This window comes from Pseudomonas sp. 31 R 17 (assembly GCF_900004915.1).
In the GTDB taxonomy this organism is placed as follows: Bacteria; Pseudomonadota; Gammaproteobacteria; order Pseudomonadales; family Pseudomonadaceae; genus Aquipseudomonas; species Aquipseudomonas orientalis_A.
Genome location: NZ_CVTN01000075.1, coordinates 57,092 through 80,674, shown reverse-complemented (window position 1 = coordinate 80,674; position 23,583 = coordinate 57,092). Strand labels below are relative to the sequence as shown.

At 61.9% G+C, this 23,583-nt stretch carries 21 protein-coding genes and 1 pseudogene; 12 read left to right on the top strand and 10 right to left on the bottom strand.

Going from position 1 to position 23,583, the window contains the following annotated elements; translation table 11 throughout:
- The first annotated feature begins 9 nt into the window (after window positions 1-9).
- Complete coding sequence (locus BFP89_RS19240) at window positions 10-2,850, top strand: class I adenylate cyclase (RefSeq protein ID WP_065886975.1); 2,841 nt, start codon at window positions 10-12, stop codon at window positions 2,848-2,850.
- Here the strand turns inward: BFP89_RS19240 and rnk are convergent.
- The 3 genes from rnk to cyaY all read right to left on the bottom strand — a co-directional run bounded on the left by rnk (window position 2,847) and on the right by cyaY (window position 3,945).
- Window positions 2,847-3,260, bottom strand: coding sequence for a nucleoside diphosphate kinase regulator (gene rnk, locus BFP89_RS19235; RefSeq protein ID WP_065886974.1), 414 nt, complete (start codon window positions 3,258-3,260; stop codon window positions 2,847-2,849). The two genes, BFP89_RS19240 and rnk, sit on opposite strands and share 4 nt — an antisense overlap.
- Window positions 3,261-3,391: 131 nt before the next feature.
- On the bottom strand, window positions 3,392-3,610 hold the full coding sequence (locus tag BFP89_RS19230) for a DUF1289 domain-containing protein (protein WP_065887080.1): 219 nt from the start codon (window positions 3,608-3,610) through the stop codon (window positions 3,392-3,394).
- 2 nt (window positions 3,611-3,612) lie between these two features.
- Complete coding sequence (cyaY, locus tag BFP89_RS19225; protein ID WP_065886973.1) at window positions 3,613-3,945, bottom strand: iron donor protein CyaY; 333 nt, start codon at window positions 3,943-3,945, stop codon at window positions 3,613-3,615.
- Between the two features lie 238 nt (window positions 3,946-4,183).
- Here cyaY and BFP89_RS27740 point away from each other — a divergent pair, with 238 nt between their 5' ends.
- The 6 genes from BFP89_RS27740 to BFP89_RS19200 are packed head-to-tail and all read left to right on the top strand — an operon-like array spanning window position 4,184 to window position 8,766.
- Window positions 4,184-4,351 carry an LPS translocon maturation chaperone LptM gene (locus BFP89_RS27740; RefSeq protein WP_003195417.1) on the top strand — a complete coding sequence of 56 codons (168 nt, stop codon included), beginning with the start codon at window positions 4,184-4,186 and terminating at the stop codon, window positions 4,349-4,351.
- A 9-nt stretch (window positions 4,352-4,360) separates the two neighbouring features.
- Window positions 4,361-5,608: a diaminopimelate decarboxylase gene (gene lysA, locus BFP89_RS19220; protein ID WP_065886972.1), complete on the top strand. Its 1,248-nt coding sequence runs from the start codon at window positions 4,361-4,363 to the stop codon at window positions 5,606-5,608.
- Window positions 5,609-5,611: 3 nt separating this feature from the next.
- A complete protein-coding gene (gene dapF / locus BFP89_RS19215) occupies window positions 5,612-6,442 on the top strand; it encodes a diaminopimelate epimerase (RefSeq protein ID WP_057723342.1) in 831 nt (276 codons plus the stop codon).
- A 13-nt stretch (window positions 6,443-6,455) separates the two neighbouring features.
- Window positions 6,456-7,172, top strand: a complete 717-nt coding sequence (locus BFP89_RS19210) for a DUF484 family protein (RefSeq protein ID WP_065886971.1) — start codon at window positions 6,456-6,458, stop codon at window positions 7,170-7,172.
- 2 nt (window positions 7,173-7,174) lie between these two features.
- Entirely contained in the window at window positions 7,175-8,074 is a 900-nt protein-coding gene (xerC, locus tag BFP89_RS19205) for a tyrosine recombinase XerC (RefSeq protein ID WP_065886970.1), read from the top strand.
- Window positions 8,071-8,766, top strand: coding sequence for an HAD family hydrolase (locus tag BFP89_RS19200; RefSeq protein WP_065886969.1), 696 nt, complete (start codon window positions 8,071-8,073; stop codon window positions 8,764-8,766). Before xerC ends, BFP89_RS19200 begins: the two co-directional genes overlap by 4 nt.
- A 193-nt stretch (window positions 8,767-8,959) precedes the next feature.
- On the opposite strand, the gene sutA is transcribed toward BFP89_RS19200, so the two are convergent.
- The 4 genes from sutA to glnK form a co-directional block, all read right to left on the bottom strand.
- A complete protein-coding gene (gene sutA / locus BFP89_RS19195) occupies window positions 8,960-9,292 on the bottom strand; it encodes a transcriptional regulator SutA (RefSeq protein WP_065886968.1) in 333 nt (110 codons plus the stop codon).
- A 102-nt stretch (window positions 9,293-9,394) separates the two neighbouring features.
- Window positions 9,395-9,820, bottom strand: a complete 426-nt coding sequence (locus BFP89_RS19190; RefSeq protein WP_065886967.1) for a secondary thiamine-phosphate synthase enzyme YjbQ — start codon at window positions 9,818-9,820, stop codon at window positions 9,395-9,397.
- Window positions 9,821-10,030: 210 nt separating this feature from the next.
- A complete protein-coding gene (locus tag BFP89_RS19185) occupies window positions 10,031-11,371 on the bottom strand; it encodes an ammonium transporter (RefSeq protein WP_065886966.1) in 1,341 nt (446 codons plus the stop codon).
- Window positions 11,372-11,406: 35 nt separating this feature from the next.
- Entirely contained in the window at window positions 11,407-11,745 is a 339-nt protein-coding gene (gene glnK / locus BFP89_RS19180; RefSeq protein WP_002555808.1) for a P-II family nitrogen regulator, read from the bottom strand.
- A gap of 420 nt (window positions 11,746-12,165) precedes the next feature.
- Between glnK and BFP89_RS19175 the strand changes: the two genes are divergently transcribed.
- Both BFP89_RS19175 and BFP89_RS19170 read left to right on the top strand, forming a co-directional pair.
- The gene (locus tag BFP89_RS19175; protein ID WP_003195432.1) at window positions 12,166-12,429 is read left to right on the top strand and encodes an accessory factor UbiK family protein; all 264 of its coding nucleotides are present in this window, start codon (window positions 12,166-12,168) and stop codon (window positions 12,427-12,429) included.
- A 281-nt stretch (window positions 12,430-12,710) separates the two neighbouring features.
- Window positions 12,711-14,206 (top strand): annotated as a pseudogene (locus BFP89_RS19170) (YifB family Mg chelatase-like AAA ATPase).
- Between the two features lie 5 nt (window positions 14,207-14,211).
- Here the strand turns inward: BFP89_RS19170 and BFP89_RS19165 are convergent.
- Both BFP89_RS19165 and BFP89_RS19160 read right to left on the bottom strand, forming a co-directional pair.
- Window positions 14,212-16,188 (bottom strand): methyl-accepting chemotaxis protein, encoded by a 1,977-nt coding sequence (locus BFP89_RS19165; RefSeq protein WP_065886965.1) that lies wholly within the window; start codon window positions 16,186-16,188, stop codon window positions 14,212-14,214.
- Between the two features lie 177 nt (window positions 16,189-16,365).
- Window positions 16,366-17,286: a LysR substrate-binding domain-containing protein gene (locus tag BFP89_RS19160; RefSeq protein ID WP_065886964.1), complete on the bottom strand. Its 921-nt coding sequence runs from the start codon at window positions 17,284-17,286 to the stop codon at window positions 16,366-16,368.
- Between the two features lie 151 nt (window positions 17,287-17,437).
- Between BFP89_RS19160 and BFP89_RS19155 the strand changes: the two genes are divergently transcribed.
- Window positions 17,438-18,841: a NorM family multidrug efflux MATE transporter gene (locus BFP89_RS19155; protein ID WP_065886963.1), complete on the top strand. Its 1,404-nt coding sequence runs from the start codon at window positions 17,438-17,440 to the stop codon at window positions 18,839-18,841.
- Between the two features lie 66 nt (window positions 18,842-18,907).
- Here the strand turns inward: BFP89_RS19155 and BFP89_RS19150 are convergent, their stop codons facing one another.
- Window positions 18,908-20,572 carry a putative bifunctional diguanylate cyclase/phosphodiesterase gene (locus BFP89_RS19150; RefSeq protein WP_065886962.1) on the bottom strand — a complete coding sequence of 555 codons (1,665 nt, stop codon included), beginning with the start codon at window positions 20,570-20,572 and terminating at the stop codon, window positions 18,908-18,910.
- Between the two features lie 266 nt (window positions 20,573-20,838).
- Between BFP89_RS19150 and rep the strand changes: the two genes are divergently transcribed.
- On the top strand, window positions 20,839-22,848 hold the full coding sequence (gene rep, locus BFP89_RS19145) for a DNA helicase Rep (RefSeq protein ID WP_065886961.1): 2,010 nt from the start codon (window positions 20,839-20,841) through the stop codon (window positions 22,846-22,848).
- 58 nt (window positions 22,849-22,906) lie between these two features.
- Window positions 22,907-23,476 carry a xanthine phosphoribosyltransferase gene (locus BFP89_RS19140; protein ID WP_003176890.1) on the top strand — a complete coding sequence of 190 codons (570 nt, stop codon included), beginning with the start codon at window positions 22,907-22,909 and terminating at the stop codon, window positions 23,474-23,476.
- Window positions 23,477-23,583: the final 107 nt, after the last annotated feature.

Genomic DNA, 23,583 nt, shown 5'->3' with positions numbered 1-23,583 from the left:
GAGTTCGACATGACCCGCACCCATGAAATCCGCCCCGACCTGGACGAAGGCATCGACCGCAAGGTGCTCGCCCAATTGCGCGCGCGTTTCATGGCCCTCAACGAAGGGCGTATGGCCCGGGCGATCGAAGGGCTGACACCGCGCCAGCAGAGCGTGCTGACCCTGTTGCCACTGTTTTTTCACGTCAACCATCCGCTGCTGCCCGGCTATGTATCAGGCAGTACGCCAGCAGGCCTGTCGAATTTCGAACCCGACACCCAGGCCCTGACCGAAGCCCAGCGTCTGACCCGCTCGTTCTCCTACAAAGCCCGTCGCGGCAACCCGCCAACGCCCATTCACGGCCTGTTCCTGATGGGCAGCCTGGGCACGCTGGCACAGGCGGATCAAAGCGATATGGACGTGTGGGTATGCCACGCGCCCGACTTGAGTGACAACGAGCTGGTCGAGCTGCGCAAGAAGTGCCAACTGCTGGAAGCCTGGGCCCAGACCATGGGCGCCGAGGCCCACTTTTTCCTGATTGAGCCGACGCGCTTTGTGCTGGGTGAACGGGACACGCAACTGAGCTCCGACGATTGCGGGACCACTCAGCACTACCTGCTGCTGGATGAGTTCTACCGCACCGCAATCTGGCTGGCCGGGCGCACGCCGATCTGGTGGCTGGTGCCGGTGTATGAAGAAAGCCGCTACGCCGAGTTCACCCACGCGCTGCTCACCAAACGTTTCATCCGCGCCGACGAAACCCTGGATCTCGGCCATCTGGCGCACATCCCTCCTGGGGAGTTCATCGGTGCCGGGCTGTGGCAATTGTTCAAGGGCATCGAATCGCCCTATAAATCGGTGCTCAAGCTGCTGCTGACCGAGGTCTATGCCAGCGAGCACCCCGACGTGCAGTGCCTGAGCCTGCGCTTCAAGCGCGCGGTGTTTGCCAATCAGATGGACCTGGATGAGCTGGACCCTTACATCGTGGTCTACCGCCGCATCGAGGAATACCTCAAGGCCCGCAATGAACCGGAGCGCCTGGAACTGGTACGGCGCAGCCTGTACCTGAAGGTCAACCGCAAGCTCAGCGCCGGCCAGCACATTGCCAGTTGGCAACGACTGCTGCTGGAACGCCTGGCCCATGAGTGGGACTGGGACCAGCGCCAACTGGCCCTGCTGGACAGCCGCAGCCAATGGAAAGTGCGTCAGGTCGCCTCCGAGCGCCGCGCCCTGGTCAACGAGCTGAACTACAGTTATCGCTTCCTCACCCAATTCGCCCGCACGGAGCAGACCGTCAGCCCGATCAACCGGCGCGACCTCAATGTACTGGGCCGTCGCTTGTACGCAGCCTTTGAACGCAAGGCCGGCAAGGTCGAGTTCATCAACCCCGGCATTGCCCCGGACCTGGCCGAAGACACCTTGACCCTGGTGCACTCACCCAACCGCAAGGAGCCGGGGCAGCACCATTGGGGCCTGTATAACGGCAACCTCACCGCCCTGGAATGGGAGCACTTCGCGCCCATCAAGCGCAGCCGCGACCTGCTGGAAATGCTTACCTGGTGCCATCGCAACGGGGTGATCGACAGCAGCACGCGCCTGGCGCTGCACCCGGGCGCCAGCGACATGACCGAGTTCGAGCTGTTCAACCTGCTGGGCAGCCTGCAGCAGACTATCGCCCTGCCCATGGCCAGCGTCGATGAAACCCGCCTGTTACGCTCGGCGGTGCCCGAGGAAGTGCTGTTGCTGATCAACGTCGGCGTCGACCCGCTCAAGCATCACCGCGACCTGAATATTCTGATGACCACCGAGCGTACCGACTCGCTGAGTTATGCCGGCGTACGTGAGAATCTGGTACTGACCCTGGACCAGGTCACGCTCAATAGCTGGAACGAGGTGATGGTCAGCCGCTACGACGGGCCCCATGCGCTGCTCGACTGCCTGCGCGACTACCTCAACCAACTGCCGTCGGATCATTTGCCACGGTTGCGCGTGCGTTGCTTCTGTCACAACCGAGCGCAGTTCATTGCCCAGCGTGTGGAAGAGGTATTCGACACCGCGCAGAACCTGCTGCTCGGCCAGGCCAATCACCGCTACCTGCTCCAGGTGCAGCAGCACTATCACGTCATGGAGTTGATCCCCGGCCAAGCCACCCATGTACCGCTGCCGACCCAGGACGCGTTGATCGCCTACCTCAGCGAAGAGCTGGCCAGTTACAGCCCCTGGCACCTGGACGCGATGGCCCTGGAAGACCACGACCTGGCGCTGCTGTTGCCCATGGGTGCGGCCGATTGCATACAGGTGTTCTACCGGGTCCATGAAGAATTTGCCGAACTGTATGTGCTCGACGAGTTCAATGCGCTCTGGCAGCAGCGTTTGCCGTTCCATGATGAGCAAAGCCTGCTGGCACCGCTGCAGCGTTTCCTGCTCTCGATCATCTATCGCCGCGAAGCACTATCGGCTCTGGACACCCAACAGCCGTTGGGCGAAGTGCAGATCGCGTATTACCAACTGCTGCCGTCGGGCAACGCCCGTGCTCGTCTCGTCGAGCCAAGGCCGGCTCCGCAAAACCGCGCCAACCAGCCGTTCTATGACGTGCAGGCGATTATCGCCAGGGCGGCGCCCGGCCAGGTGGGTATCACGCTGTACTGCAATCAGCGGGAATTTTCCGAATTGGAGTTTGGCGACCAGCTGTTTGCGGTAGTCGCCCGGGAAATCGTCGGGCAGCGCCGGGAGCCCGAGCGTTACCGTTGCTACATCACCGATCTGGATCTGTCGGGCCTGCTTGGCGACGTGCAAAGCCCGAGCAATCTGTACCTGCGCTACAAGGCGGAGCTTGAGCTCGCGCTCAATCAGGCGCTGAAGCAGATTTAAAGCGCAAAGGCGCCGCCATCCCTGGGCTGGCCTTCGACACTCAGTAACTCAAGCTTGAGGGTCTTGCCGCCCGGTGCGGGCCAGTCAATATGCTGGCCCACTTGCAGGCCGAGCAACGCGCTGCCCACCGGTGCCAGGATCGAGATCTTGCCTTCATCGGCGTTCGCGTCTTTCGGGTAAACCAGGGTCAGGTGGTAATCCTTGCCGCTGCCTTGCTCACGGCAATGCACGCTGGAGTTCATGGTCACGACACCCGCAGGCACCTCATCGTGGCCAACCACTTCTTCGGCGCGGTCGAGTTCGTGTTGCAACGCTTCGACACCGGGAAACTCGTCGCCCAGGCGGTCGATCAGTTGCTCCAGACGCTGCACGTCAAGACGGGTGAGAATGATGGACGGTGCGGTGGTCATGATTCAGGCAGACTCCTTTTTTCTGCACAAAAAAGCAAAACCCCGCCAGGAAAAGGCGGGGTTCTCACGGGCCTCGATGAGTTGAGGCGTACCCGGACACTACCACAGCGTCACAAATAAACAAGACGACCTCAGGCGCGGCCCCGCCGCTGCTCGGCCTCGGCACAGATCACTCGGCGCCGCTCATCATCGGCGGAGCGCCATTCGCGGATGTCTTCCACATGGCGGAAACAGCCGAGGCAGACTTTCTGCTCGTCCAGGCGACATAAACTGATACAAGGTGACGGCACCGCCGGGCTGACATTGCTGAACAGCGGCTTGGGCGGGCGCGTGGGTGCGGACTGGCTCACGGTCAAATCTCGTCGAAATCCAGCTCGGCGCCGGATTGTTCCAGAACCAGACGCGCCAGCATCTCGCTGAGCAGCTCATCGCTGCTATCGCATTGCCAATTGTTGTCTTCTTCGTTGTAGTCGAAGTGAAAACCACCGGAACGTGCCGCCAGCCACAACTGCCGCAACGGTTCCTGACGGCTGAAGATCAACTGAGTGCCGTTTTCGAACTTGACCGTCAGCACGCCGGCCGAGTTTTCCAGGTCCACGTCCAAACCGCTGTCGTCGAAAATATCTTCCAGCGCCTGCTGGGTCGCATCCACCAGGTCGTGAAAACGGGCTTCGGTCAAACTCATTGTGGCAACCTCGAAAGTGTCTGGTTTTGCTCAAGCGCCGCACGATACGGACGCGCCCCGCCGATTGCAAAGGATACCGATTTCATCATAGATGGCGGTATGAAATATCCTCAACCAACGTAGCCCGCTTCCCGACTATCTCGGCAAACCCCCGCCGGACGGGTATTCCAGCGCATAGGCAAGCTGGCGGGTGGTCGGTATACTCGGGCGCAATTAATGCATATTCAAGGATTTCGCCATGAAGCGCCTGATCTCTTCCCTTGCTGCGCTCGTCGCGGTTGCTTGCCTCGTCAGTGCCTGTGGTCAGAAAGGACCGCTGTACCTGCCTGACGACAGCAAAGACCCGAACGAACAGGCGCAGTCGTCGCAAAAGCCGTCCAAAGCGCACAAGCACGACACTTACTAAGGGATCCCCATGGACGCTTTTAACTACCGGGACGGCGAGCTGTTCGCGGAAGGCGTGGCGCTGTCCGCGATTGCCCAGCGCTTTGGCACCCCGACCTATGTGTATTCGCGCGCCCATATCGAAGCGCAATACCGCTCGTTCACCGACTCGCTCGAAGGCGTGCCGCATCTGGTGTGCTACGCGGTCAAAGCCAACTCCAACCTGGGCGTGCTCAATGTCCTGGCGCGCCTTGGCGCCGGTTTCGACATTGTGTCCCGTGGCGAGCTGGAACGGGTATTGGCCGCTGGCGGCCAGGCCGACAAGATCGTGTTCTCCGGCGTCGGCAAGAGCCGCGAAGACATGCGTCGCGCCCTGGAAGTGGGCGTGCATTGCTTCAACATCGAGTCCACCGACGAACTGGAGCGCCTGCAGGTCGTGGCCGCCGAGATGGGCGTTCGCGCGCCGATCTCCCTGCGCGTCAATCCGGACGTCGACGCCGGCACTCACCCGTACATTTCCACCGGGCTCAAAGAGAACAAGTTCGGCATCGCCATCGCCGACGCCGAAGACGTGTACATCCGCGCCGCGCAATTGCCGAACCTGGACGTGCTGGGCGTCGACTGCCATATCGGCTCGCAACTGACCACCCTGCCGCCGTTCCTGGATGCCCTCGACCGCCTGCTGGCGCTGATCGACCGCCTGGGCGACTGCGGCATCTACCTGCATCACATCGATCTCGGTGGTGGTGTGGGCGTGCGTTACCGCGATGAAGAGCCGCCGCTGATTGCCGACTACATCAAGGCCGTGCGCGAGCGTATCGAAGGGCGCGGCCTGACGCTGATGTTCGAGCCGGGCCGCTATATCGTCGCCAACGCCGGCGTACTGCTGACCCAGGTCGAGTACCTCAAGCACACCGAGCACAAGGACTTCGCCATCGTCGACGCGGCGATGAACGACCTGATCCGCCCGGCGCTGTACCAGGCCTGGATGGACGTCACGGCAGTGACGCCGCGCCACAGCCAGGCGCGCGCGTACGACATTGTCGGCCCGATCTGTGAGACCGGCGACTTCCTGGCCAAGGATCGTCAACTGGCCCTGGAGGAAGGCGACCTGCTGGCCGTGCATTCGGCCGGTGCCTATGGGTTTGTCATGAGCTCCAACTACAACACTCGCGGCCGCGCCGCCGAGGTGCTGGTGGACGGTGATCAAGCGTTTGAAGTGCGTCGCCGCGAGACGGTAGCCGAGTTGTATGCTGGCGAAAGCCCGCTGCCGGAGTAAGCCATGCTGCTGCGTTTTACCAAGATGCACGGACTGGGCAATGACTTCATGGTTCTCGACCTGGTCAGCCAGCACGCGCACATCCTGCCCAAGCACGCCAAACAATGGGGCGACCGCCATACCGGTATCGGCTTCGACCAACTGCTGCTGGTGGAAGCACCGACCAACCCGGAGGTGGATTTCCGTTATCGGATCTTCAACTCCGACGGCTCCGAAGTGGAACAGTGCGGCAACGGTGCGCGCTGCTTCGCGCGCTTTGTGCTGGACAAGCGTTTGACCGCCAAGCGCCAGATTCGCGTCGAGACCAAGGGTGGCGTGATCGAGCTGGATATCCGCAGTGACGGCCAGATCAGCGTCAACATGGGCGCGCCGCGCCTGGTGCCGGCGGATATCCCGTTCCAGGCACCCGAGCAGGCCCTCAGTTATGCGCTGGATGTGGACGGCAACACGGTCGATATCGCCGCCGTGTCCATGGGCAATCCCCATGCGGTGCTGCGCGTCAATGACATCAACAATGCCCCCGTGCACGACCTGGGGCCGAAGATCGAACATCACCCGCGCTTTCCGGCGCGGGTCAACGTGGGCTTCCTGCAGGTGATCGACCGTTCCCGCGCGCAATTGCGTGTGTGGGAACGCGGCGCCGGCGAAACCCAGGCCTGCGGCACCGGCGCCTGCGCCGCCGCCGTGGCCGCGATCAGCCAGGGGTGGATGGATTCGCCGCTGCTGATCGACCTGCCGGGTGGACGCTTGTCCATCGAATGGGCAGGCCCTGGCCACCCGGTGATGATGACCGGGCCGGCCACGCGTGTATACGAAGGACAGGTCCGTCTATGAGTGAGCCAAGCCAATGACCGATAAGCCTCAAGTACCCGCCCCCGTCACCTCAAGTGAAAGCCTGGAGGCCGCTGCGGTTGCGGCGTACCTTGAGGCTCATCCGGACTTCTTCGTCGAGCACGAAGAACTGCTCCCGGCATTGCGCATCCCCCATCAACGCGGCGATACCGTGTCGTTGGTGGAGCGGCAGATGAAGATCCTGCGCGAGCGCAATATCGAAATGCGCCACCGCCTTTCGCACCTGATGGACGTCGCTCGCGACAACGATCGCCTGTTCGAAAAGACCCGTCGCCTGATCCTGACCCTGATGGACGCCGCCAGCCTGGAAGAAACCGTGATGGCGGTGGAAGACAGCCTGCGCCAGGACTTCCAGGTGCCATTTGTCAGCCTCATCCTGTTCAGCGATAACCCGATGCCGGTAGGTCGCTGGGTCAGCGGTGGCGAAGCACAGACCGCTATCGGCGGCCTGCTGTCGGAAGGCAAGACCATCAGCGGTACCCTGCGCGAGCATGAACTGGATTTCCTGTTCGGCGCCGAACAGCGCAAACAGATCGGCTCTACCGCCGTGGTTGCCCTCAGCCACCAGGGCCTGCACGGCGTACTGGCCATCGCCAGCCGTGATCCGGCGCACTATAAAAGCTCGGTAGGCACCCTGTTCCTGACCTATATCGCCGAAGTGCTGGGCCGCGTCCTGCCGCGTTTCACCACTGCCCTGCGCGCGGTGCGCTAGCCATGGAACGGCAACTGGACGCTTACTGCGCTCACCTGCGCAACGAGCGCCAGGTGTCGCCTCATACCCTGCAAGCGTACCGGCGGGACTTGAACAAGGTCCTGGCCTATTGCGAAAAACAGCAGGTTGCCAGCTGGAAAGCCCTGGATATCCAGGGCCTGCGCAGCCTTGTCGCACGGCTGCACCAGCAAGGCCAGTCCTCGCGCAGCCTGTCGCGCCTGCTCTCAGCGGTGCGCGGCCTCTATCACTACCTCAACCGCGAGGGCCTGTGCGACCACGACCCGGCCAACGGCCTGTCGCCGCCCAAAGGCGAGCGACGCCTGCCCAAGACCCTGGACACCGACCGCGCCCTGCAACTGCTGGATGGCGCAATCGAGGATGACTTCCTTGCCCATCGCGACCAGGCGATCCTCGAACTGTTCTACTCCTCGGGCCTGCGCCTGTCGGAGCTGACCGGCCTGAACCTTGAGCAACTGGACCTGGCCGATGGGCTGGTGCAGGTGCTGGGTAAAGGCAGCAAGACGCGCGTGCTGCCCGTCGGCAGGAAGGCTCGCGAAGCCCTGCAGCTGTGGCTGCCGTTACGGGCGCTGGCCAATCCGAAAGACGACGCGGTATTCATCAGCCAACAAGGCCGACGCCTGGGGCCACGGGCCATTCAGCTGCGCGTGAAGGCCGCCGGCGAACGTGAACTGGGGCAAAACCTGCACCCGCATATGCTCAGGCACTCTTTTGCCAGCCATATGCTGGAGTCATCCCAGGACCTGCGCGCGGTCCAGGAGCTGCTCGGCCACGCCGATATCAAGACTACGCAAATCTACACCCACCTCGACTTCCAGCACCTGGCAACGGTGTACGACAGCGCCCATCCACGGGCCAAACGCATCAAGGGCGGCGACTCATGAGCATCAAGCTGATCACCTTCGACCTGGACGACACGCTCTGGGACAACGTACCCGTCATCATCAGCGCCGAAGCGTCAATGCGCGAATGGTTGGCGGTCAATGCATCCAGAGTCGGCGACCTGCCCCTGGAGCATTTCGCCAGCCTGCGCCAACACGTGCTGGAACGTCATCCTGAGCTCAAACACCGCATCAGCGTCCTGCGCCACCGCGTATTGCTGCATGCGTTCGAAGAGGCCGGCTATCCGCAGCCCGAAGCGACAGAGATGGCCGATGTGTGTTTTGAGGCGTTCATTCATGCGCGACACCAGCTCACGGTCTTTCCCGAAGCCGAACCGATGCTCAAAGCGCTACGCCAGCACTTCCTCCTGGGGGTGATCACCAACGGCAATGCCGACGTACAACGCGTAGGCCTGGCGGACTACTTCCACTTCGCCCTGCGCGCTGAAGACATCGGTATCGCCAAGCCGGATGCGCGGTTGTTTGAGGAAGCGTTGCAGCGCGGCGGTGTGGACGCCAGTGCGGCGGTGCATGTGGGCGATCACCCCGGGGATGACATCGCCGGCGCGCAGCAGGCGGGGTTACGGGCGGTGTGGTTTAACCCCAGCGCCAAGGCATGGGAAGCAGATAAGCGCCCTGATGCAGAGATTCGCAGCCTGACGGAGTTGCCGGCGTTGCTGCGCAGTTGGCAGTAACACTGGAGATCCAAATGTGGGAGGGGGTTTGCCCCCGATGGCAGTGGGTCAGCCAGTAAATTGGGGGCTGATACACCGCAATCGGGGGCAAGCCCCCTCCCACAGTTGGGTCACCACAAGGCTCAAGTAAATCACCAGGCATGAAAAAACCCGCAGCGACGGCGGGCTTCTTCTTACAAGCAGTCAGCTGACCTCAGATGGGACGGCTGCCGTACTTGTTATCCGGCTTCTTCGGTGGATCCGCAACCACATTGGGCTCGACCTCGACCACTTTGCCGCCTTTGGCGAGGAATTCTTCCATCGCTCGGGCGAGGGCATCGCGCTCTTTGTTCTTGGCCTCAACGCTGGGCAGCTCGTCTACCGAAACAGCAGCCTTGGCCTTGCCTTTGGCCTTGGGAGCGGCATCGTCGGCAGCACTGTCCTCGAGGTCTTCAGCAACGTCATCAGCCGCCACTTCAAGACTGTCTTCAGTGTCCTCTTCGTCACCTACTTCAAGGTCGTCGTTTTCCAGATCATCGTCGCTCATGTTCTACCTCATGACTTGCGAAAAGCAGATTAGTTATAGCCCAGCTTTACCCTCTGTCGAGGCCGCCGGAAAAAAATCAACATCCACTGGATCACCAGTGGCTTATGCCCCTTCACCGTGCAAGGTGGCGAGGACTTTACGAGCACCGCCATGATCACGGTGCTCGCCCAGATAAACACCTTGCCAGGTCCCCATCGCCAAGCGGCCGGCCTTCACCGGCAAACTCAGCTGGCAGCCCAGGAGACTGGCCTTGAAGTGCGCCGGCAGATCATCCGGGCCTTCGTCGTTGTGTTCGAATCCCGCCTGGCCTTGCGGCACCAGCAGGTTGAAAAAACGTTCGAAGTCGCGGCGGACCGCCGGATCGGCATTCTCGTTGACCGTCAACGAGGCCGAGGTGTGCTGCAGCCACAGATGCAACAGGCCCACGCGGCAGGCCTTCAATTCAGGCAGGCCGGCAAGCAACTCGTCGGTCACCAGGTGAAAGCCCCGGGGCTTGGCCCGCAGCGTAATCAGGGTCTGTTGCCACATACAGTTCTCCGCCCATCGGCGCGCATTCTAGCGCGCTCTGGAAAAAAACAAAGTGCCGAATACGCCCACATGCCTGTAAGACATTCGCACCCTTGAAAGTGCCGTGTGGATCGCACCACAAAGTCGATGGAAAACCCATGCAACTTATAGTCAAAGACAAACGCCAGGCAAAAAAATGCCCGGCAAGCCGGGCATCTTTTTTTCGTGTATTTACAAGTTGTAACCGCGCTCGTTGTGTTGCGCCAGGTCGAGGCCGACCGCCTCTTCCTCTTCAGTGACCCGCAGGCCCATGACCATGTCCAGTACCTTGAGAATGACGTAGGTGACAATCGCCGTGTAGATCACGGTGAAGCCGACCCCTTTGCACTGGATCCAGACCTGTGCAGCGATGTCGGTGGTAGCGGCATTGAAGCCACCCATCGATGGAGCCGCGAACACGCCGGTCAGGATCGCGCCGAGGATACCGCCAATACCGTGCACGCCGAAGGCGTCCAGGGAGTCGTCGTATCCCAGCTTGCGTTTGAGAGTAGTGGCACAGAAGAAGCACACCACACCCGCTGCCAGGCCGATGACCAGAGCCCCCATCGGGCCCACGGTGCCGGCAGCTGGAGTGATTGCGACAAGGCCGGCCACTACGCCCGAGGCGATGCCCAGTGCGCTTGGCTTACCGTGGGTGATCCACTCGGCGAACATCCAGCCCAGCGCAGCGGCGGCAGTGGCGATCTGGGTGACCAGCATCGCCATACCGGCCGTGCCGTTGGCCGCGGCAGCGGAACCGGCGTTGAAGCCGAACCAGCCGATCCACAGCATGGCCGCGCCGATCAGGGTGTAACCCAGGTTGTGCGGGGCCATCGGGGTGGTCGGGAAGCCTTTGCGCTTGCCGAGCACGATGCACGCCACCAGGCCGGCCACACCGGCGTTGATGTGCACCACGGTGCCACCGGCGAAATCCAGTACACCCCAGTCCCACATCAGGCCGCCGTTGCCGCTCCAGACCATGTGCGCAATCGGCGCATAGACCAGGGTGAACCAGATGGCCATGAAGATCAGCATCGCGGAAAACTTCATGCGCTCGGCGAATGCACCGACGATCAGCGCCGGAGTGATGATGGCAAACGTCATCTGGAAGGTGATGAACACCGCTTCCGGGAACAGCGCGGCAGGCCCGGTGATGCTGGCCGGAGTGACGCCCGCCAGGAAGGCCTTGCCCATGCCGCCGAAGAAGGAGTTGAAGTTGACGACGCCCTGTTCCATACCGGTGGTATCGAACGCAATGCTGTAGCCGTAGACAACCCACAGGATGCTGATCAGGCCAGTGATGGCGAAGCACTGCATCATCACCGACAGGATATTTTTGGAGCGGACCATACCGCCGTAGAACAGCGCCAGGCCAGGAATGGTCATGAACAGCACCAGTGCGGTGGCGGTCAGCATCCAGGCGGTATCGCCGGAGTTGAGGACTGGAGCCGCCACTTCGTCCGCCGCCATGGCAAGGCTTGGCATTACGATGGACAACAGGGCTCCGAGCCCTGCGAATTTACGCAGAGTCATAGTGTTTTTCTCCTGGGGCGTTGGGGTTTGGCGGCTTAGATTGCGTCGGTATCGGTTTCGCCGGTACGAATGCGGATAGCCTGTTCCAGATTGACCACGAAGATCTTGCCGTCACCGATCTTGCCGGTGTTGGCGGCCTTGGTTATCGCCTCGATAACCCGGTCAAGATCCTTGTCGTCAATGGCGACATCAATCTTCACCTTCGGCAGGAAATCGACCACGTATTCCGCGCCGCGATACAGCTCGGTATGACCCTTCTGCCGACCGAAGCCCTTGACCTCAGTAACGGTAATGCCCTGCACGCCGATCTCGGACAGTGACTCGCGTACGTCGTCCAACTTGAACGGCTTGATGATGGCAGTGACTAGCTTCATGAAAACTCTCTCCCGAATTGGTGGACTTGCCCCAGGAAAACAAACCCGTCTCAAGTCTAAGCGCAGTGCCTGGCTTTGTAACGCATCGTCGCCTGCGTATTACCGTGGCGACGCCAGCGAACCACTGGTGACGAAACCTGTACCCCTGATCCGTCGGCGCACTGCATTCGTCACAGCGACTGCATCAGTGCATGGGTCATGATCGTCTAAGCAGAAACCTTGCCAGCTCCGTAAAAATCACTGAAATCAGTCCGTTGCCCACTTATGCCCACCTGCGGGGCGCTCCGGCGACGGCGATGCGCATCAAAACAGTGCGCGACCGCCCATCCCCATGCGCGAAAAGCGTGCGTGCCGGGCCATGAAAAGACTATAGACGCTGCGTGATACACTGCCGGCCAACTGTTTTCCGGAATATTTCCCATGCTCGCGCCCAAAGACTTCCTCGACGCCCTGAGCGGCCACGCCTCTCGCCTGTTCAGCGGCGACACCCCGCTGCCCCGCAACGAAATCGAAAGCCAGTTCAAGGCCCTGCTGCAAAGTGGCTTCAGCAAGCTCGATCTGGTCAGCCGTGAAGAATTCGACAGCCAGATGGTGGTGTTGGCCCGCACGCGTGCACGGCTTGAGAGCCTGGAGGCGAAGGTGGCGGAACTGGAAGCGCGGCTGACGCCCCCATCGGCCGAATAAACCCGATGAGTGTGGGAGGCAAGCCCTGACGCCGCCCTCCTGTAGGAGCGAGCTTGCTCGCGAAAAACTCATAGGCACCGCGTTCATTCAGGAAGCACGCGTTATCGTTGACGTTTTTCGCGAGCAAGCTCGCTCCTGCAAAAAGCCTTGGCATCAGGGCTTGCCCCCTCCCTCACTTCGTTGTCTGGATACGTTCTGTAAAACCTCCCCGCCATCCTTATTCCCACCTCGTCTACCCTTGAATAATCCGCAGGAAGCGGCCCACCATTCAAGGATCGAGCATGTCCCTCGCCATCGTTCACAGCCGCGCCCAGGTCGGCGTCGAGGCCCCCGCCGTCACTGTTGAAGTGCATATGGCCAATGGGTTGCCGTCACTGACGCTGGTGGGCTTGCCGGAAGCTGCGGTGAAGGAAAGCAAGGACCGCGTGCGCAGCGCCATTCTCAACTCGGCCCTGCAGTACCCGGCGCGGCGCATCACGCTCAACCTGGCGCCCGCCGACCTGCCCAAGGACGGCGGGCGTTTTGATCTGGCGATTGCCCTGGGGATCCTGGCGGCCAGCGTGCAGGTGCCGGCGCTGATGCTCGATGAGGTCGAGTGCCTGGGGGAGTTGGCACTGTCCGGCGAGGTACGCGCGGTCAAAGGCGTGTTGCCGGCCGCTTTGGCGGCGCGCAAGGCCGGGCGCACCTTGATAGTGCCCAGGGCAAACGCTGAGGAGGCGTGCCTGGCGTCAGGGTTGACGGTGATTGCGGTGGATCACTTGCTACAGGTGGTGGCGCACTTGAATGGGCATGTGCCGATCGAGCCCTACCGGTCGGACGGCCTGTTGTACCTGAACAAACCTTACCCGGACCTCAGCGAAGTCCAGGGCCAAATGGCTGCCAAGCGAGCCTTGCTGATCGCGGCGGCGGGGGCGCATAACCTGCTGTTCAGCGGCCCGCCCGGCACCGGCAAGACACTCCTCGCCAGCCGCCTGCCGGGGTTCTGCCACCGCTCAGTGAGCAGGAAGCGCTGGAAGTCGCGGCGATTCAATCGGTGGTCAGCCTGGCACCGTTGAGCCATTGGCCGCACCGGCCGTTTCGCCAGCCGCACCACTCGGCCTCGGGCCCTGCGCTGGTCGGCGGCGGCTCGAAGCCGCAACCGGGGGAGATCACCCTGGCCCACCACGGCGTGTTGTTCCTGGATGAATTGCCGGAATTTGACCGCAAGGTGCTGGAAGTCCTGCGCGAGCCGCTTGAGTCGGGACATATCGTGATTTCCCGTGCCCGTGACCGGGTGAGCTTCCCGGCGCGCTTTCAACTGGTCGCGGCGATGAACCCCTGCCCGTGCGGTTATATGGGCGAACCCAGCGGCCGTTGCCGGTGTACGCCGGAACAGATACAGCGCTATCGCAACAAGCTCTCGGGGCCGTTGCTGGACCGGATCGACCTGCACCTGACGGTGGCGCGGGAAGCCACGGCGCTGAGCCCGGCACAACAGACCCATGACACCACCGCGAAAACGGCCGCCTTGGTGGCCGACGCACGGGAACGCCAGCAACAACGCCAGGGCTGCGCCAATGCCTTCCTCGACCTGCCGGGGCTGCGCGAGTACTGCACGCTGGCGAAGGTCGACGAAGGCTGGCTGGAGAACGCCTGCGAGCGGCTGACGCTGTCGTTGCGCGCGGCTCATCGCTTGCTCAAGGTGGCGCGTACGTTGGCGGACCTGGAACAACAAGACGCCATCGCTCGCCACCATTTGCAAGAGGCCTTGCAATACCGACCGGCAGCGAGCTCTTGAGTGGCTTAGCGGAAGCGATCCACCTCATGCCGCAAGCCCGCCGCCAGGGTTTCCAGCTCTTTGGCGGTGATCGCCAGGTTCGACACCACTTCACGCTGCTCGCTGTTGGCCAGTGCGATGCTCTGCAAATTACTGCTGAGCAACGTCGCAGTGCTGCTCTGTTCCTGGGTGGCGGTGGTGATTGCGGCGAACTGCTGACCGGCCGAGCGGCTCTGTTCGTCGATGCGCGCCAGGGCCGAGGCCACATCCGCGTTGCGCGACAGGCCTTCCTGCATCAACACGTTGCCGTGCTCCATGGTACTGATGGCATTGCCGGTTTCCTGCTGGATGCTCTGGATCATTACGGAAATTTCATCGGTGGCCTGGCGGGTGCGCGAGGCCAGGTTGCGCACTTCGTCTGCGACCACGGCAAAGCCGCGACCTTGCTCACCGGCGCGGGCCGCTTCGATGGCGGCATTGAGCGCGAGCAGGTTGGTCTGTTCGGCAATCGAGGTAATCACGCCGACAATACCGCCGATTTCCTGGGAACGCTGGCCCAGGGTGTTGATCACCGTAGCGGTGCTGTTCAGCGCGGTGGCGATATGTTCCAGGGACGACGAGGCTTCTTCCATCGAGGTACGCCCGATGCGGGTCTGCTGGGCATTTTCCTGGGCCAGACGCTCGGTGTTGCCCATGTTGTCGGCGATATTCAGCGAGGTGGCGCTGAATTCTTCCACCGCGCCGGCCATGCTGGTGATTTCGCCGGACTGCTGCTCCATGCCTTCATAAGCGCCGCCAGACAACCCCGACAGCGCCTGGGCCCGGCTGTTGACCTCTTCAGCCGCCTTGCGGATGTGCGAAACCATGGTCGACAGTGCCTCGCCCATCTGGTTGAAGCTGCGCGCCAACTGGCCGATTTCGTCATGGCTGGAGACATTCAGGCGCGCACTCAGATCACCTGCACCGAGCGCTTCAGCCTGACGCACCAGGTCACTCAATGGCGCAAGCTTGCTGCGCAACAGCCATACCGTGGCCCCCACAGCCAACAGCATGGCCAGCACGCTGCCAATGACCAGGCGCATGCCCACGTCCCACGTCACGGCGCGAATCTCGGCCTTGGGCATACTTGCCACGACCGCCCAAGGGCCGCCCTCGAAGGGGACCGACACGCTGTAGAAATCTTCGTTCTTGTCACTCCAGAAGCGGCCTTCACCGGGTTTCTTCGCCAAGTCGAGCATCACGGCGACCGCTTGATCCAAGGCTTGCACACCGGCCGGCGGCACCAACCAGTGCTTCTGTTCATCCAGCAGCGACAAGGAGCCGGTCTGGCCGATACGGAAGCGCTTGAGGTTGTCGAACTGGGCTTTCTGTTCGTCGGTGTAGTCGAACCCGATGAACAATACCGCGATGACTTTTCCGCTGGCATCACGCACCGGGCTGTACTGGGTCATATAGGAGCGATCGAACAACACTGCCCGACCAATATAGGCCTGCCCGTTGAACACACGCTGGTAGGCCGGGCCCTGGCGATCCAGCACGGTGCCGATGGCGCGGTTGCCATCCTGCTTGGTCAGGGAGGTGCTGATGCGGATGAAGTCATCGCCGCTGCGCACGAACACCGTGGCCACGCCGCCGGACATGTCCTTGAATTCGTCCACTTCGCCGAAGTTGTTGTTCAGCAACTCGCTGCCCAGGTACAGGCTTGGCGTTTGTACACCGGCCACGGCGACAGGCTGGTCCGCACGCACGCTCAAACCGGCGCCGAAGCGCTTTTCAAACAGCCCGCTCAAACGCTGAGTGCTCTCGCGCAAGGTGCTGTGGAAGGTATTGAGCTGGTCGGAGAGCAAACGCGCCTCGCTGGCCAGGTGTTCCTCGCGGGTCGCGAGGTTGGCGGTATCGAGCGAGCGTAGTGCGAAAACGGTACTGCCGCTGATGACGACCGCCAGAATCACGGCTAATGCAAGGCCTAACTGGGAAGCGATCCGAGCGCGAGGTTGAGACATGACAGCTCCTGAGCCGAGGCCAGGATCATCCTGATCTCTTAGCGCTGCTCGGCGAATTATCTAGTGGGAAACGTGGGGCAAGATTGGTCCAGCACACCTACTTCGGCGCGGTTTCACAATACTTGAGCGATTCACAGAGGTATGACGCAAACGATTGCCGTGCATAGGCCGCCCCCTTCATTCGAGGCGAGTCACCGCGGGCAAGACCATCGCCTGCACCTCGCTCTGCAGAAACTCCGCCAGGCGCCGCAAGCGCTCACCACCGGGGCGGGTTTTCGGCCACACCAGGTAATAACTTTCCCCGCTGGCGACGGCCGTTGGCCACGGCAGGCTCAAGCGTTTCTGGGCGACGTCCTCGGCCACCATCAACAGGTCTCCCATGGACACGCCATAGCCCCGCGCGGCAGCGATCATGCCCAGCTCCAGCGTGTCGAACACCTGCCCACCCTTGAGCGAGACCCGGGAGGTCAGCCCCATGTGCTCCAGCCAGTAACGCCAGTCACGCCGGTCCGGTGTCGGGTGCAGCAGTTCGGCCGTCGCCAGCCGCTGCACGTCCCAGGGGCCGTCATCCAATAGATTGGACGCGCCCACCGGAATCAGCATCTCGGCAAACAGGTAGCTGGCCTCCCAGTCCGCCGGAAAATGCCCGTTACTGAGCAATACCGCGCAATCGAACGGTTCCTGATTGAAGTCCACTTCATCGATGTTCATCCACGCGCTGGTGAGCTGCACTTCATTGCCCGGCTGCAGGGCCCGAAAGCGGCTCAACCGCGCCAACAGCCAGCGCATGGTCAGGGTGGACGGTGCCTTCATGCGCAAGATGTCATCTTCGGCGTTCAGGGTATGGCAGGCGCGCTCCAGGGCGGCGAAGCCTTCGCGCACGCCGGGCAGCAACAAGCGCGCCGCCTCAGTGAGTTGCAAGGTACGGCCGCTGCGCTGGAACAGCCGGCAGGCGAAATGCTCTTCGAGGGTACGGATATGCCGGCTGACCGCACTCTGGGTAATCGACAACTCCTGCGCCGCGCGGGTGAAGGAGTGGTGACGGGACGCGGCCTCGAATGCCCGCAGGGCATAAAGCGGGGGAAGACGACGAGACATTTGATGACTCCGACAGCGCAATGGCCAAACCCTACCAGAATCGATCAGGCATGAGTTTTAATCATGCAAACGATCGCTTTTATCCCTTTGTGCAATGCGTCGAAAGCGCCGAGAATCAACCCTCCCCCACCTCCCTGACATTTCGAGAGCGATGATCATGCAGCATCCGGCACGTACCGAACTCTGGGCCATTCTGCGGCTGTCGGGGCCGTTGATTGCCTCACAGTTGGCGCACATGCTGATGGTGTTGACCGACACCCTGATGATGGCGCGCCTGAGCCCCGAAGCCCTGGCTGGCGGTGGCCTGGGCGCGGCGAGCTATTCGTTCGTGGCGATTTTCTGCATCGGCGTGATTGCGGCAGTGGGCACCCTTGTGGCCATCCGTCACGGCGCGGGCGACATCGACGGCGCCACCCGGCTGACCCAGGCCGGGCTGTGGCTCGCGTGGTTGATGGCCCTGGCGGCGGCGCTGCTGCTGTGGAACCTCAAGCCGGTGCTGCTGATGTTCGGCCAGACCGAAACCAACGTGCAGGCCGCCGGGCAATTCCTGACCCTGCTGCCGTTCGCCCTGCCCGGCTATCTGAGCTTCATGGCACTGCGCGGCTTCACCAGCGCCATCGGCAAAGCCACCCCGGTGATGGTCATCAGCCTGTGCGGCACGGTGGTCAACTACCTGCTCAATCACGCGCTGATCGAAGGCATGTTCGGCCTGCCCAGACTCGGGCTGATGGGCATTGGCCTGGTCACGGCCATCGTCGCCAATGGCATGGCGTTGGCACTGATGTGGTACATCCGCAGCAACCGCACCTACGCCGCCTATCCACTGAGCAGCGGGCTGCTGCGCCTCAATACCCGGTACCTGCGCGAGTTGTGGCGCCTGGGCCTGCCGATTGGGGGCACCTATGCGGTGGAAGTCGGGCTGTTCGCGTTTGCCGCACTGTGCATGGGCACCATGGGCAGTACGCAGTTGGCGGCGCACCAGATTGCCCTGCAGATCGTCTCGGTGGCGTTCATGGTTCCGGCGGGGATGTCCTACGCGGTGACCATGCGTATCGGCCAGCATTATGGCGCCGGGCAGTTGCTGCGGGCACGCATGGCCGGACGGGTCGGCATCGGCTTTGGTGCCCTGTTGATGCTGGGGTTTGCCCTGGTGTTCTGGCTGCTTGCCGACCCGCTGATCGGGCTGTTCCTCGACCATGACGATCCGGCGTTTCATGATGTCATCGTCCTGGCCGTCAGCCTGCTGGCCGTCGCCGCCTGGTTCGAGCTGTTCGATGGTGTGCAGACCATTGCCATGGGCTGCATCCGTGGCCTCAAGGACGCCAAGACCACGTTCCTGGTGGGGCTCGGTTGCTACTGGCTGATCGGCGCGCCATCAGCCTGGTTGATGGCGTTCACCCTGGGCTGGGGGCCGACCGGTGTGTGGTGGGGCCTGGCGTTGGGATTGGCGTGCGCGGCGGTGAGCCTGACCTGGGCGTTCGAGGCGAAGATGAAGCGGATGATTCGGCGAGAGCCGGACAGACAGCCTGCCTTTCAGGCGGCACAGACAGAGTAAAGCCCTGCTCGGTCAGACCTGTGGGAGGGGCTTGCCCCCTCCCACAGGTTCAATCGAGTTTACAACTTAGCCCGACAACGCCTGCTGGCTTTTGCCGGAGGTCAGATACTCCACCAGCTCAGCCAACGGCAACGGTTTACTGATCAGGTAACCCTGGGCCTGATCGCAACCAAACAGTCTCAGAAGCTCAAGCTGCTCAGGGGTTTCCACGCCTTCGGCCACCACTTCCAGGTTGAGGTTATGGGCCAGGTTGATCATGGCGTGTACCAGCTTGCGATTCTCTTCGCGCTCTTCCATGCCACCGACGAAGCTCTTGTCGATCTTCAACAAGGCAATCGGCAGGCTGTTGAGATGCACAAACGATGAGAAACCGGTACCAAAGTCATCCAGGGAAAACCGCACACCGAGGCGGCCGAGGGCGTCCATGGTCTGTTTGACCAGGTCGCTGCGACGCATCACGGCGGTTTCGGTCAGCTCGAACTCCAGCCATTGTGCTTCCACGCCGCGCTCGGCAATCAGCCGGCTGAGTGTCGAGAGCAATTGGCTGTCCTGGAACTGGCGAAACGACAGGTTGACGGCCATGTGCAACGCCGGCAGGCCGCGTTCGCGCAGGTCCTGCATGTCGCGCAGGGCTCGGGAAATCACCCAGTAACCCAACGGCACGATCAGGCCGCTCTGCTCGGCCAGGGGCACGAACTCGCTCGGCGGCAACAGTCCACGCTCGCCATGGCGCCAGCGCACCAGGGCCTCGAGGCCGACGATATGCCCGTCATCCAGGTCCAGGCGCGGCTGGTAATGCAGCTCCAGCTCATCGCGACGCAAGGCACGGCGCAATTCGCTTTCCAGGTCGGCCAGGCTGCGCGCGTTGCGGTTGATGCGTTCGTTGAAGATATGAAAGGTACAACCCTGGGTGCTTTTGGCCTGTTGCATGGCGATATGGGCGTGCCACATCAACGGGTCGGCCCCGGCGCGGGCCCGGGCATGCGCCACACCCAAACTGCAGCCGATCAGCAGGCTCTCGCCGTCCACCCAGTAAGGCTCAGCCATGACTTCCGTAATGCGCTCGGCCATCCATTCGGCGCGCTGGGGCGCACGGCGGGTGTCGATCAGCAGCGCGAACTCATCGCTGCCCAGACGCGCCAGCTGATCACCGGCTTCAAGCTGGCTTTTGAGCCGTGAGACCACCTGCAGGATCAAGCGGTCGCCGGCCTGGTGACCGAGGGCATCGTTGGCGTGACGGAAATTGTCCAGGTCAAGATGACCGAGGGCCAGGCCGCGGCCTTCGTTTTCCGCCAGCCGTGCCGCCAGCAAGGTCTGGAAACCCTGACGATTGGCGATACCGGTCAGCGGATCCTGTTCGGCCAGGCGCTGCAAGGTGTTTTCCAGCACGCCACGCTCGCGCACATGACGCAGGCAGCGGCGCAAGGTACCGGCGTCCAGCGCGGAATGGATCAGCCAATCGCTGACGCCGAGCGGCGCAACCAGTGGTTCCTGTTCCAGCAGCAATACACACGGCAGGCTGCAACGACCGGGACCGGGTTGCAGGTTGGGCGTGGTCAAGAGCACCGCTTCGTGATCGTCGTCGAACAGACGACTCACCGAGTCCCAACTGGGTGCACTGATCAGCACAGCCCCATCGCCCATCGGCGCCAGGCACTCGCGCAACAACGCTGCCCACGCCGGCGTATCGGCCAGCAGCAGCAAACGCAAGGGTTCGACAGGCGTAGACAAGCTAGCTCCCTAGACTCTGCAAAAATTCGTTGGCGGCGGGCATTATGACGTGCGGCCTGACGATAACAAATGCATGACCAATGATAGGTGTTATCAAACACGCAGACTGTGAAAAATAGTCGCGATACCCACGACATCCTGCGGCAAAGTAGCAAAACCGGCAAATTTAGATCGAGTGGTACGTCACACCGTCGTTCTAAGGCAGCAGAATCTTGCCAGCCTGTTAAAATGCCCGCCCTTTTGAATAACGACTCCCTGAACTCTGTATGTCCCGACTCAATCCCCGGCAGCAAGAAGCCGTGAACTACGTCGGCGGCCCTCTATTGGTGCTCGCCGGTGCTGGCTCCGGCAAGACCAGCGTGATTACCCGCAAGATCGCGCACCTGATCCAGAACTGCGGTATCCGCGCCCAGTACATCGTCGCCATGACCTTCACCAACAAGGCGGCGCGGGAAATGAAAGAGCGCGTCGGCACCCTGCTCAAGGGTGGCGAAGGCCGTGGCCTCACCGTGTGCACGTTCCACAACCTGGGCCTGAACATCATCCGCAAGGAACATGCGCGGCTGGGCTACAAGCCGGGTTTCTCGATCTTCGACGAGACCGACGTCAAGGCCTTGATGACCGACATCATGCAGAAGGAATACGCGGGCGACGACGGCGTCGACGAGATCAAGAACATGATCGGCGCCTGGAAAAACGACCTGGTCCTGCCCCCCGAAGCTCTGGAAAACGCACGCAACCCCAAGGAACAGACCGCCGCCATCGTCTACACCCACTACCAGCGCACGCTCAAGGCGTTCAACGCGGTGGACTTCGACGACCTGATCCTGCTGCCGGTCAAACTGTTCCAGGAGCACAAGGACATCCTGGAAAAGTGGCAGAACAAGGTGCGCTACCTGCTGGTGGACGAATATCAGGACACCAACGCCAGCCAATACCTGCTGGTGAAGCTGCTGATCGGCACGCGCAATCAGTTCACCGTGGTGGGCGACGATGACCAGTCGATCTACGCCTGGCGCGGCGCGCGCCCGGAAAACCTGATGCTGCTCAAGGACGACTATCCGTCCCTGAAAGTGGTGATGCTGGAGCAGAACTACCGCTCCACCAGCCGTATCCTGCGCTGCGCCAACGTGCTGATTTCCAACAACCCCCACGAGTTTGAAAAACAACTGTGGAGCGAGATGGGTCATGGCGACGAAATCCGTGTGATCCGCTGCCGCAACGAAGATGCCGAAGCCGAGCGCGTGGCGGTGGAAATTCTCAGCCTGCACCTGCGCACCGACCGCCCTTACAGCGACTTTGCGATCCTGTATCGCGGCAACTACCAGGCCAAGCTGATCGAACTGAAATTGCAGCACCACCAGGTGCCGTATCGCCTGTCGGGGGGCAACAGCTTCTTCGGGCGCCAGGAAGTCAAAGACCTGATGGCCTACTTCCGGCTGATCGTGAACCCGGACGACGATAACGCCTTCCTGCGCGTGATCAACGTGCCACGTCGGGAAATCGGTTCGACGACCCTGGAAAAGCTCGGCAACTACGCCACCGAACGCAAGATTTCGATGTACGCCGCCACCGACGAGATCGGCCTGGGCGAACACCTGGACACGCGCTTCACCGATCGCCTGTCGCGCTTCAAGCGCTTCATGGACAAGGTCCGTGAGCAGTGCGCCGGCGAAGACCCGATCAGCGCGCTGCGCAGCATGGTCATGGACATCGACTATGAAAACTGGCTGCGCACCAACAGTTCCAGCGACAAGGCCGCGGACTACCGCATGGGCAACGTCTGGTTCCTGATCGAAGCCCTGAAGAACACCCTGGAAAAAGACGAAGACGGTGAAATGACCGTCGAGGACGCCATCGGCAAGCTGGTGTTGCGCGACATGCTCGAGCGCCAGCAGGAAGAGGAAGACGGCGCCGAAGGGGTGCAGATGATGACCTTGCATGCGTCCAAGGGCCTGGAATTCCCCTACGTGTTCATCATGGGCATGGAAGAGGAAATTCTCCCGCACCGCTCCAGCATCGAAGCCGACACCATCGAGGAAGAACGGCGCCTGGCCTACGTGGGGATTACCCGCGCGCGTCAGACACTGGCCTTCACTTTTGCCGCCAAGCGTAAGCAATACGGCGAAATCATCGATTGTGCCCCCAGCCGGTTCCTCGATGAGCTGCCGCCGGATGACCTGGCCTGGGAAGGCAACGACGACACCCCGACCGAGGTGAAGGCCGTTCGCGGCAACAGCGCCCTGGCCGATATACGCGCGATGTTAAAGCGCTAGAATCGACTACTTTTTAATCTACTTTCGGCGCCTGTTGCGCCATCAGAGGAAGCTTTCCGTGGAAGCACTGCACAAGAAAATTCGCGAAGAAGGCATCGTGCTTTCCGATCAGGTACTCAAGGTTGACGCCTTTCTGAACCACCAGATCGACCCGGCACTGATGAAACTGATCGGCGACGAATTCGCCGCGCTGTTCAAGGACTCGGGCATCACCAAGATCGTCACCATCGAAGCCTCGGGCATCGCCCCGGCGATCATGACCGGCCTGAACCTCGGCGTGCCCGTGATCTTCGCGCGCAAGCAGCAGTCCCTGACCCTTACCGAAAACCTGCTGTCGGCGACGGTGTACTCCTTCACCAAGAAAACCGAAAGCACCGTGGCGATTTCTCCGCGCCATCTGACCAGCAGCGACCGCGTGCTGGTCATCGATGACTTCCTGGCCAACGGCAAGGCGTCCCAGGCACTGATTTCGATCATCAAGCAGGCCGGCGCGACCGTGGCCGGCTTGGGCATTGTGATCGAGAAGTCGTTCCAGGGCGGCCGTGCCGAGCTCGATGCGCAGGGTTACCGGGTTGAATCGCTGGCGCGGGTGAAGTCGCTGGCCGGTGGGGTTGTCACCTTCATCTGAATCAACGCAGCTCAAAATGTGGGAGGGGGCTTGCCCCCGATGGCGGCCTCTGGGCCGACCAGGATGTTGGATCAGATCGAGTACATATCCGTTTCTGCGGTAACGGC

What these genes read in the sequence shown, in the direction of transcription:
- xerC (WP_065886970.1), top strand. Translation starts at nt 7,175, where the DNA reads ATGGAACGGCAACTGGACGCTTACTGCGCTCACCTGCGCAACGAGCGC.
- BFP89_RS27740 (WP_003195417.1), top strand. Translation starts at nt 4,184, where the DNA reads ATGAAGCGCCTGATCTCTTCCCTTGCTGCGCTCGTCGCGGTTGCTTGC.
- BFP89_RS19155 (WP_065886963.1), top strand. Translation starts at nt 17,438, where the DNA reads ATGATCATGCAGCATCCGGCACGTACCGAACTCTGGGCCATTCTGCGG.
- BFP89_RS19160 (WP_065886964.1), bottom strand. Translation starts at nt 17,286, where the DNA reads ATGTCTCGTCGTCTTCCCCCGCTTTATGCCCTGCGGGCATTCGAGGCC.
- cyaY (WP_065886973.1), bottom strand. Translation starts at nt 3,945, where the DNA reads ATGAGTTTGACCGAAGCCCGTTTTCACGACCTGGTGGATGCGACCCAG.
- rep (WP_065886961.1), top strand. Translation starts at nt 20,839, where the DNA reads ATGTCCCGACTCAATCCCCGGCAGCAAGAAGCCGTGAACTACGTCGGC.
- BFP89_RS19210 (WP_065886971.1), top strand. Translation starts at nt 6,456, where the DNA reads ATGACCGATAAGCCTCAAGTACCCGCCCCCGTCACCTCAAGTGAAAGC.
- BFP89_RS19185 (WP_065886966.1), bottom strand. Translation starts at nt 11,371, where the DNA reads ATGACTCTGCGTAAATTCGCAGGGCTCGGAGCCCTGTTGTCCATCGTA.
- BFP89_RS19190 (WP_065886967.1), bottom strand. Translation starts at nt 9,820, where the DNA reads ATGTGGCAACAGACCCTGATTACGCTGCGGGCCAAGCCCCGGGGCTTT.
- BFP89_RS19175 (WP_003195432.1), top strand. Translation starts at nt 12,166, where the DNA reads ATGCTCGCGCCCAAAGACTTCCTCGACGCCCTGAGCGGCCACGCCTCT.
- BFP89_RS19240 (WP_065886975.1), top strand. Translation starts at nt 10, where the DNA reads ATGACCCGCACCCATGAAATCCGCCCCGACCTGGACGAAGGCATCGAC.
- BFP89_RS19165 (WP_065886965.1), bottom strand. Translation starts at nt 16,188, where the DNA reads ATGTCTCAACCTCGCGCTCGGATCGCTTCCCAGTTAGGCCTTGCATTA.
- BFP89_RS19200 (WP_065886969.1), top strand. Translation starts at nt 8,071, where the DNA reads ATGAGCATCAAGCTGATCACCTTCGACCTGGACGACACGCTCTGGGAC.
- glnK (WP_002555808.1), bottom strand. Translation starts at nt 11,745, where the DNA reads ATGAAGCTAGTCACTGCCATCATCAAGCCGTTCAAGTTGGACGACGTA.
- dapF (WP_057723342.1), top strand. Translation starts at nt 5,612, where the DNA reads ATGCTGCTGCGTTTTACCAAGATGCACGGACTGGGCAATGACTTCATG.
- rnk (WP_065886974.1), bottom strand. Translation starts at nt 3,260, where the DNA reads ATGACCACCGCACCGTCCATCATTCTCACCCGTCTTGACGTGCAGCGT.
- lysA (WP_065886972.1), top strand. Translation starts at nt 4,361, where the DNA reads ATGGACGCTTTTAACTACCGGGACGGCGAGCTGTTCGCGGAAGGCGTG.
- sutA (WP_065886968.1), bottom strand. Translation starts at nt 9,292, where the DNA reads ATGAGCGACGATGATCTGGAAAACGACGACCTTGAAGTAGGTGACGAA.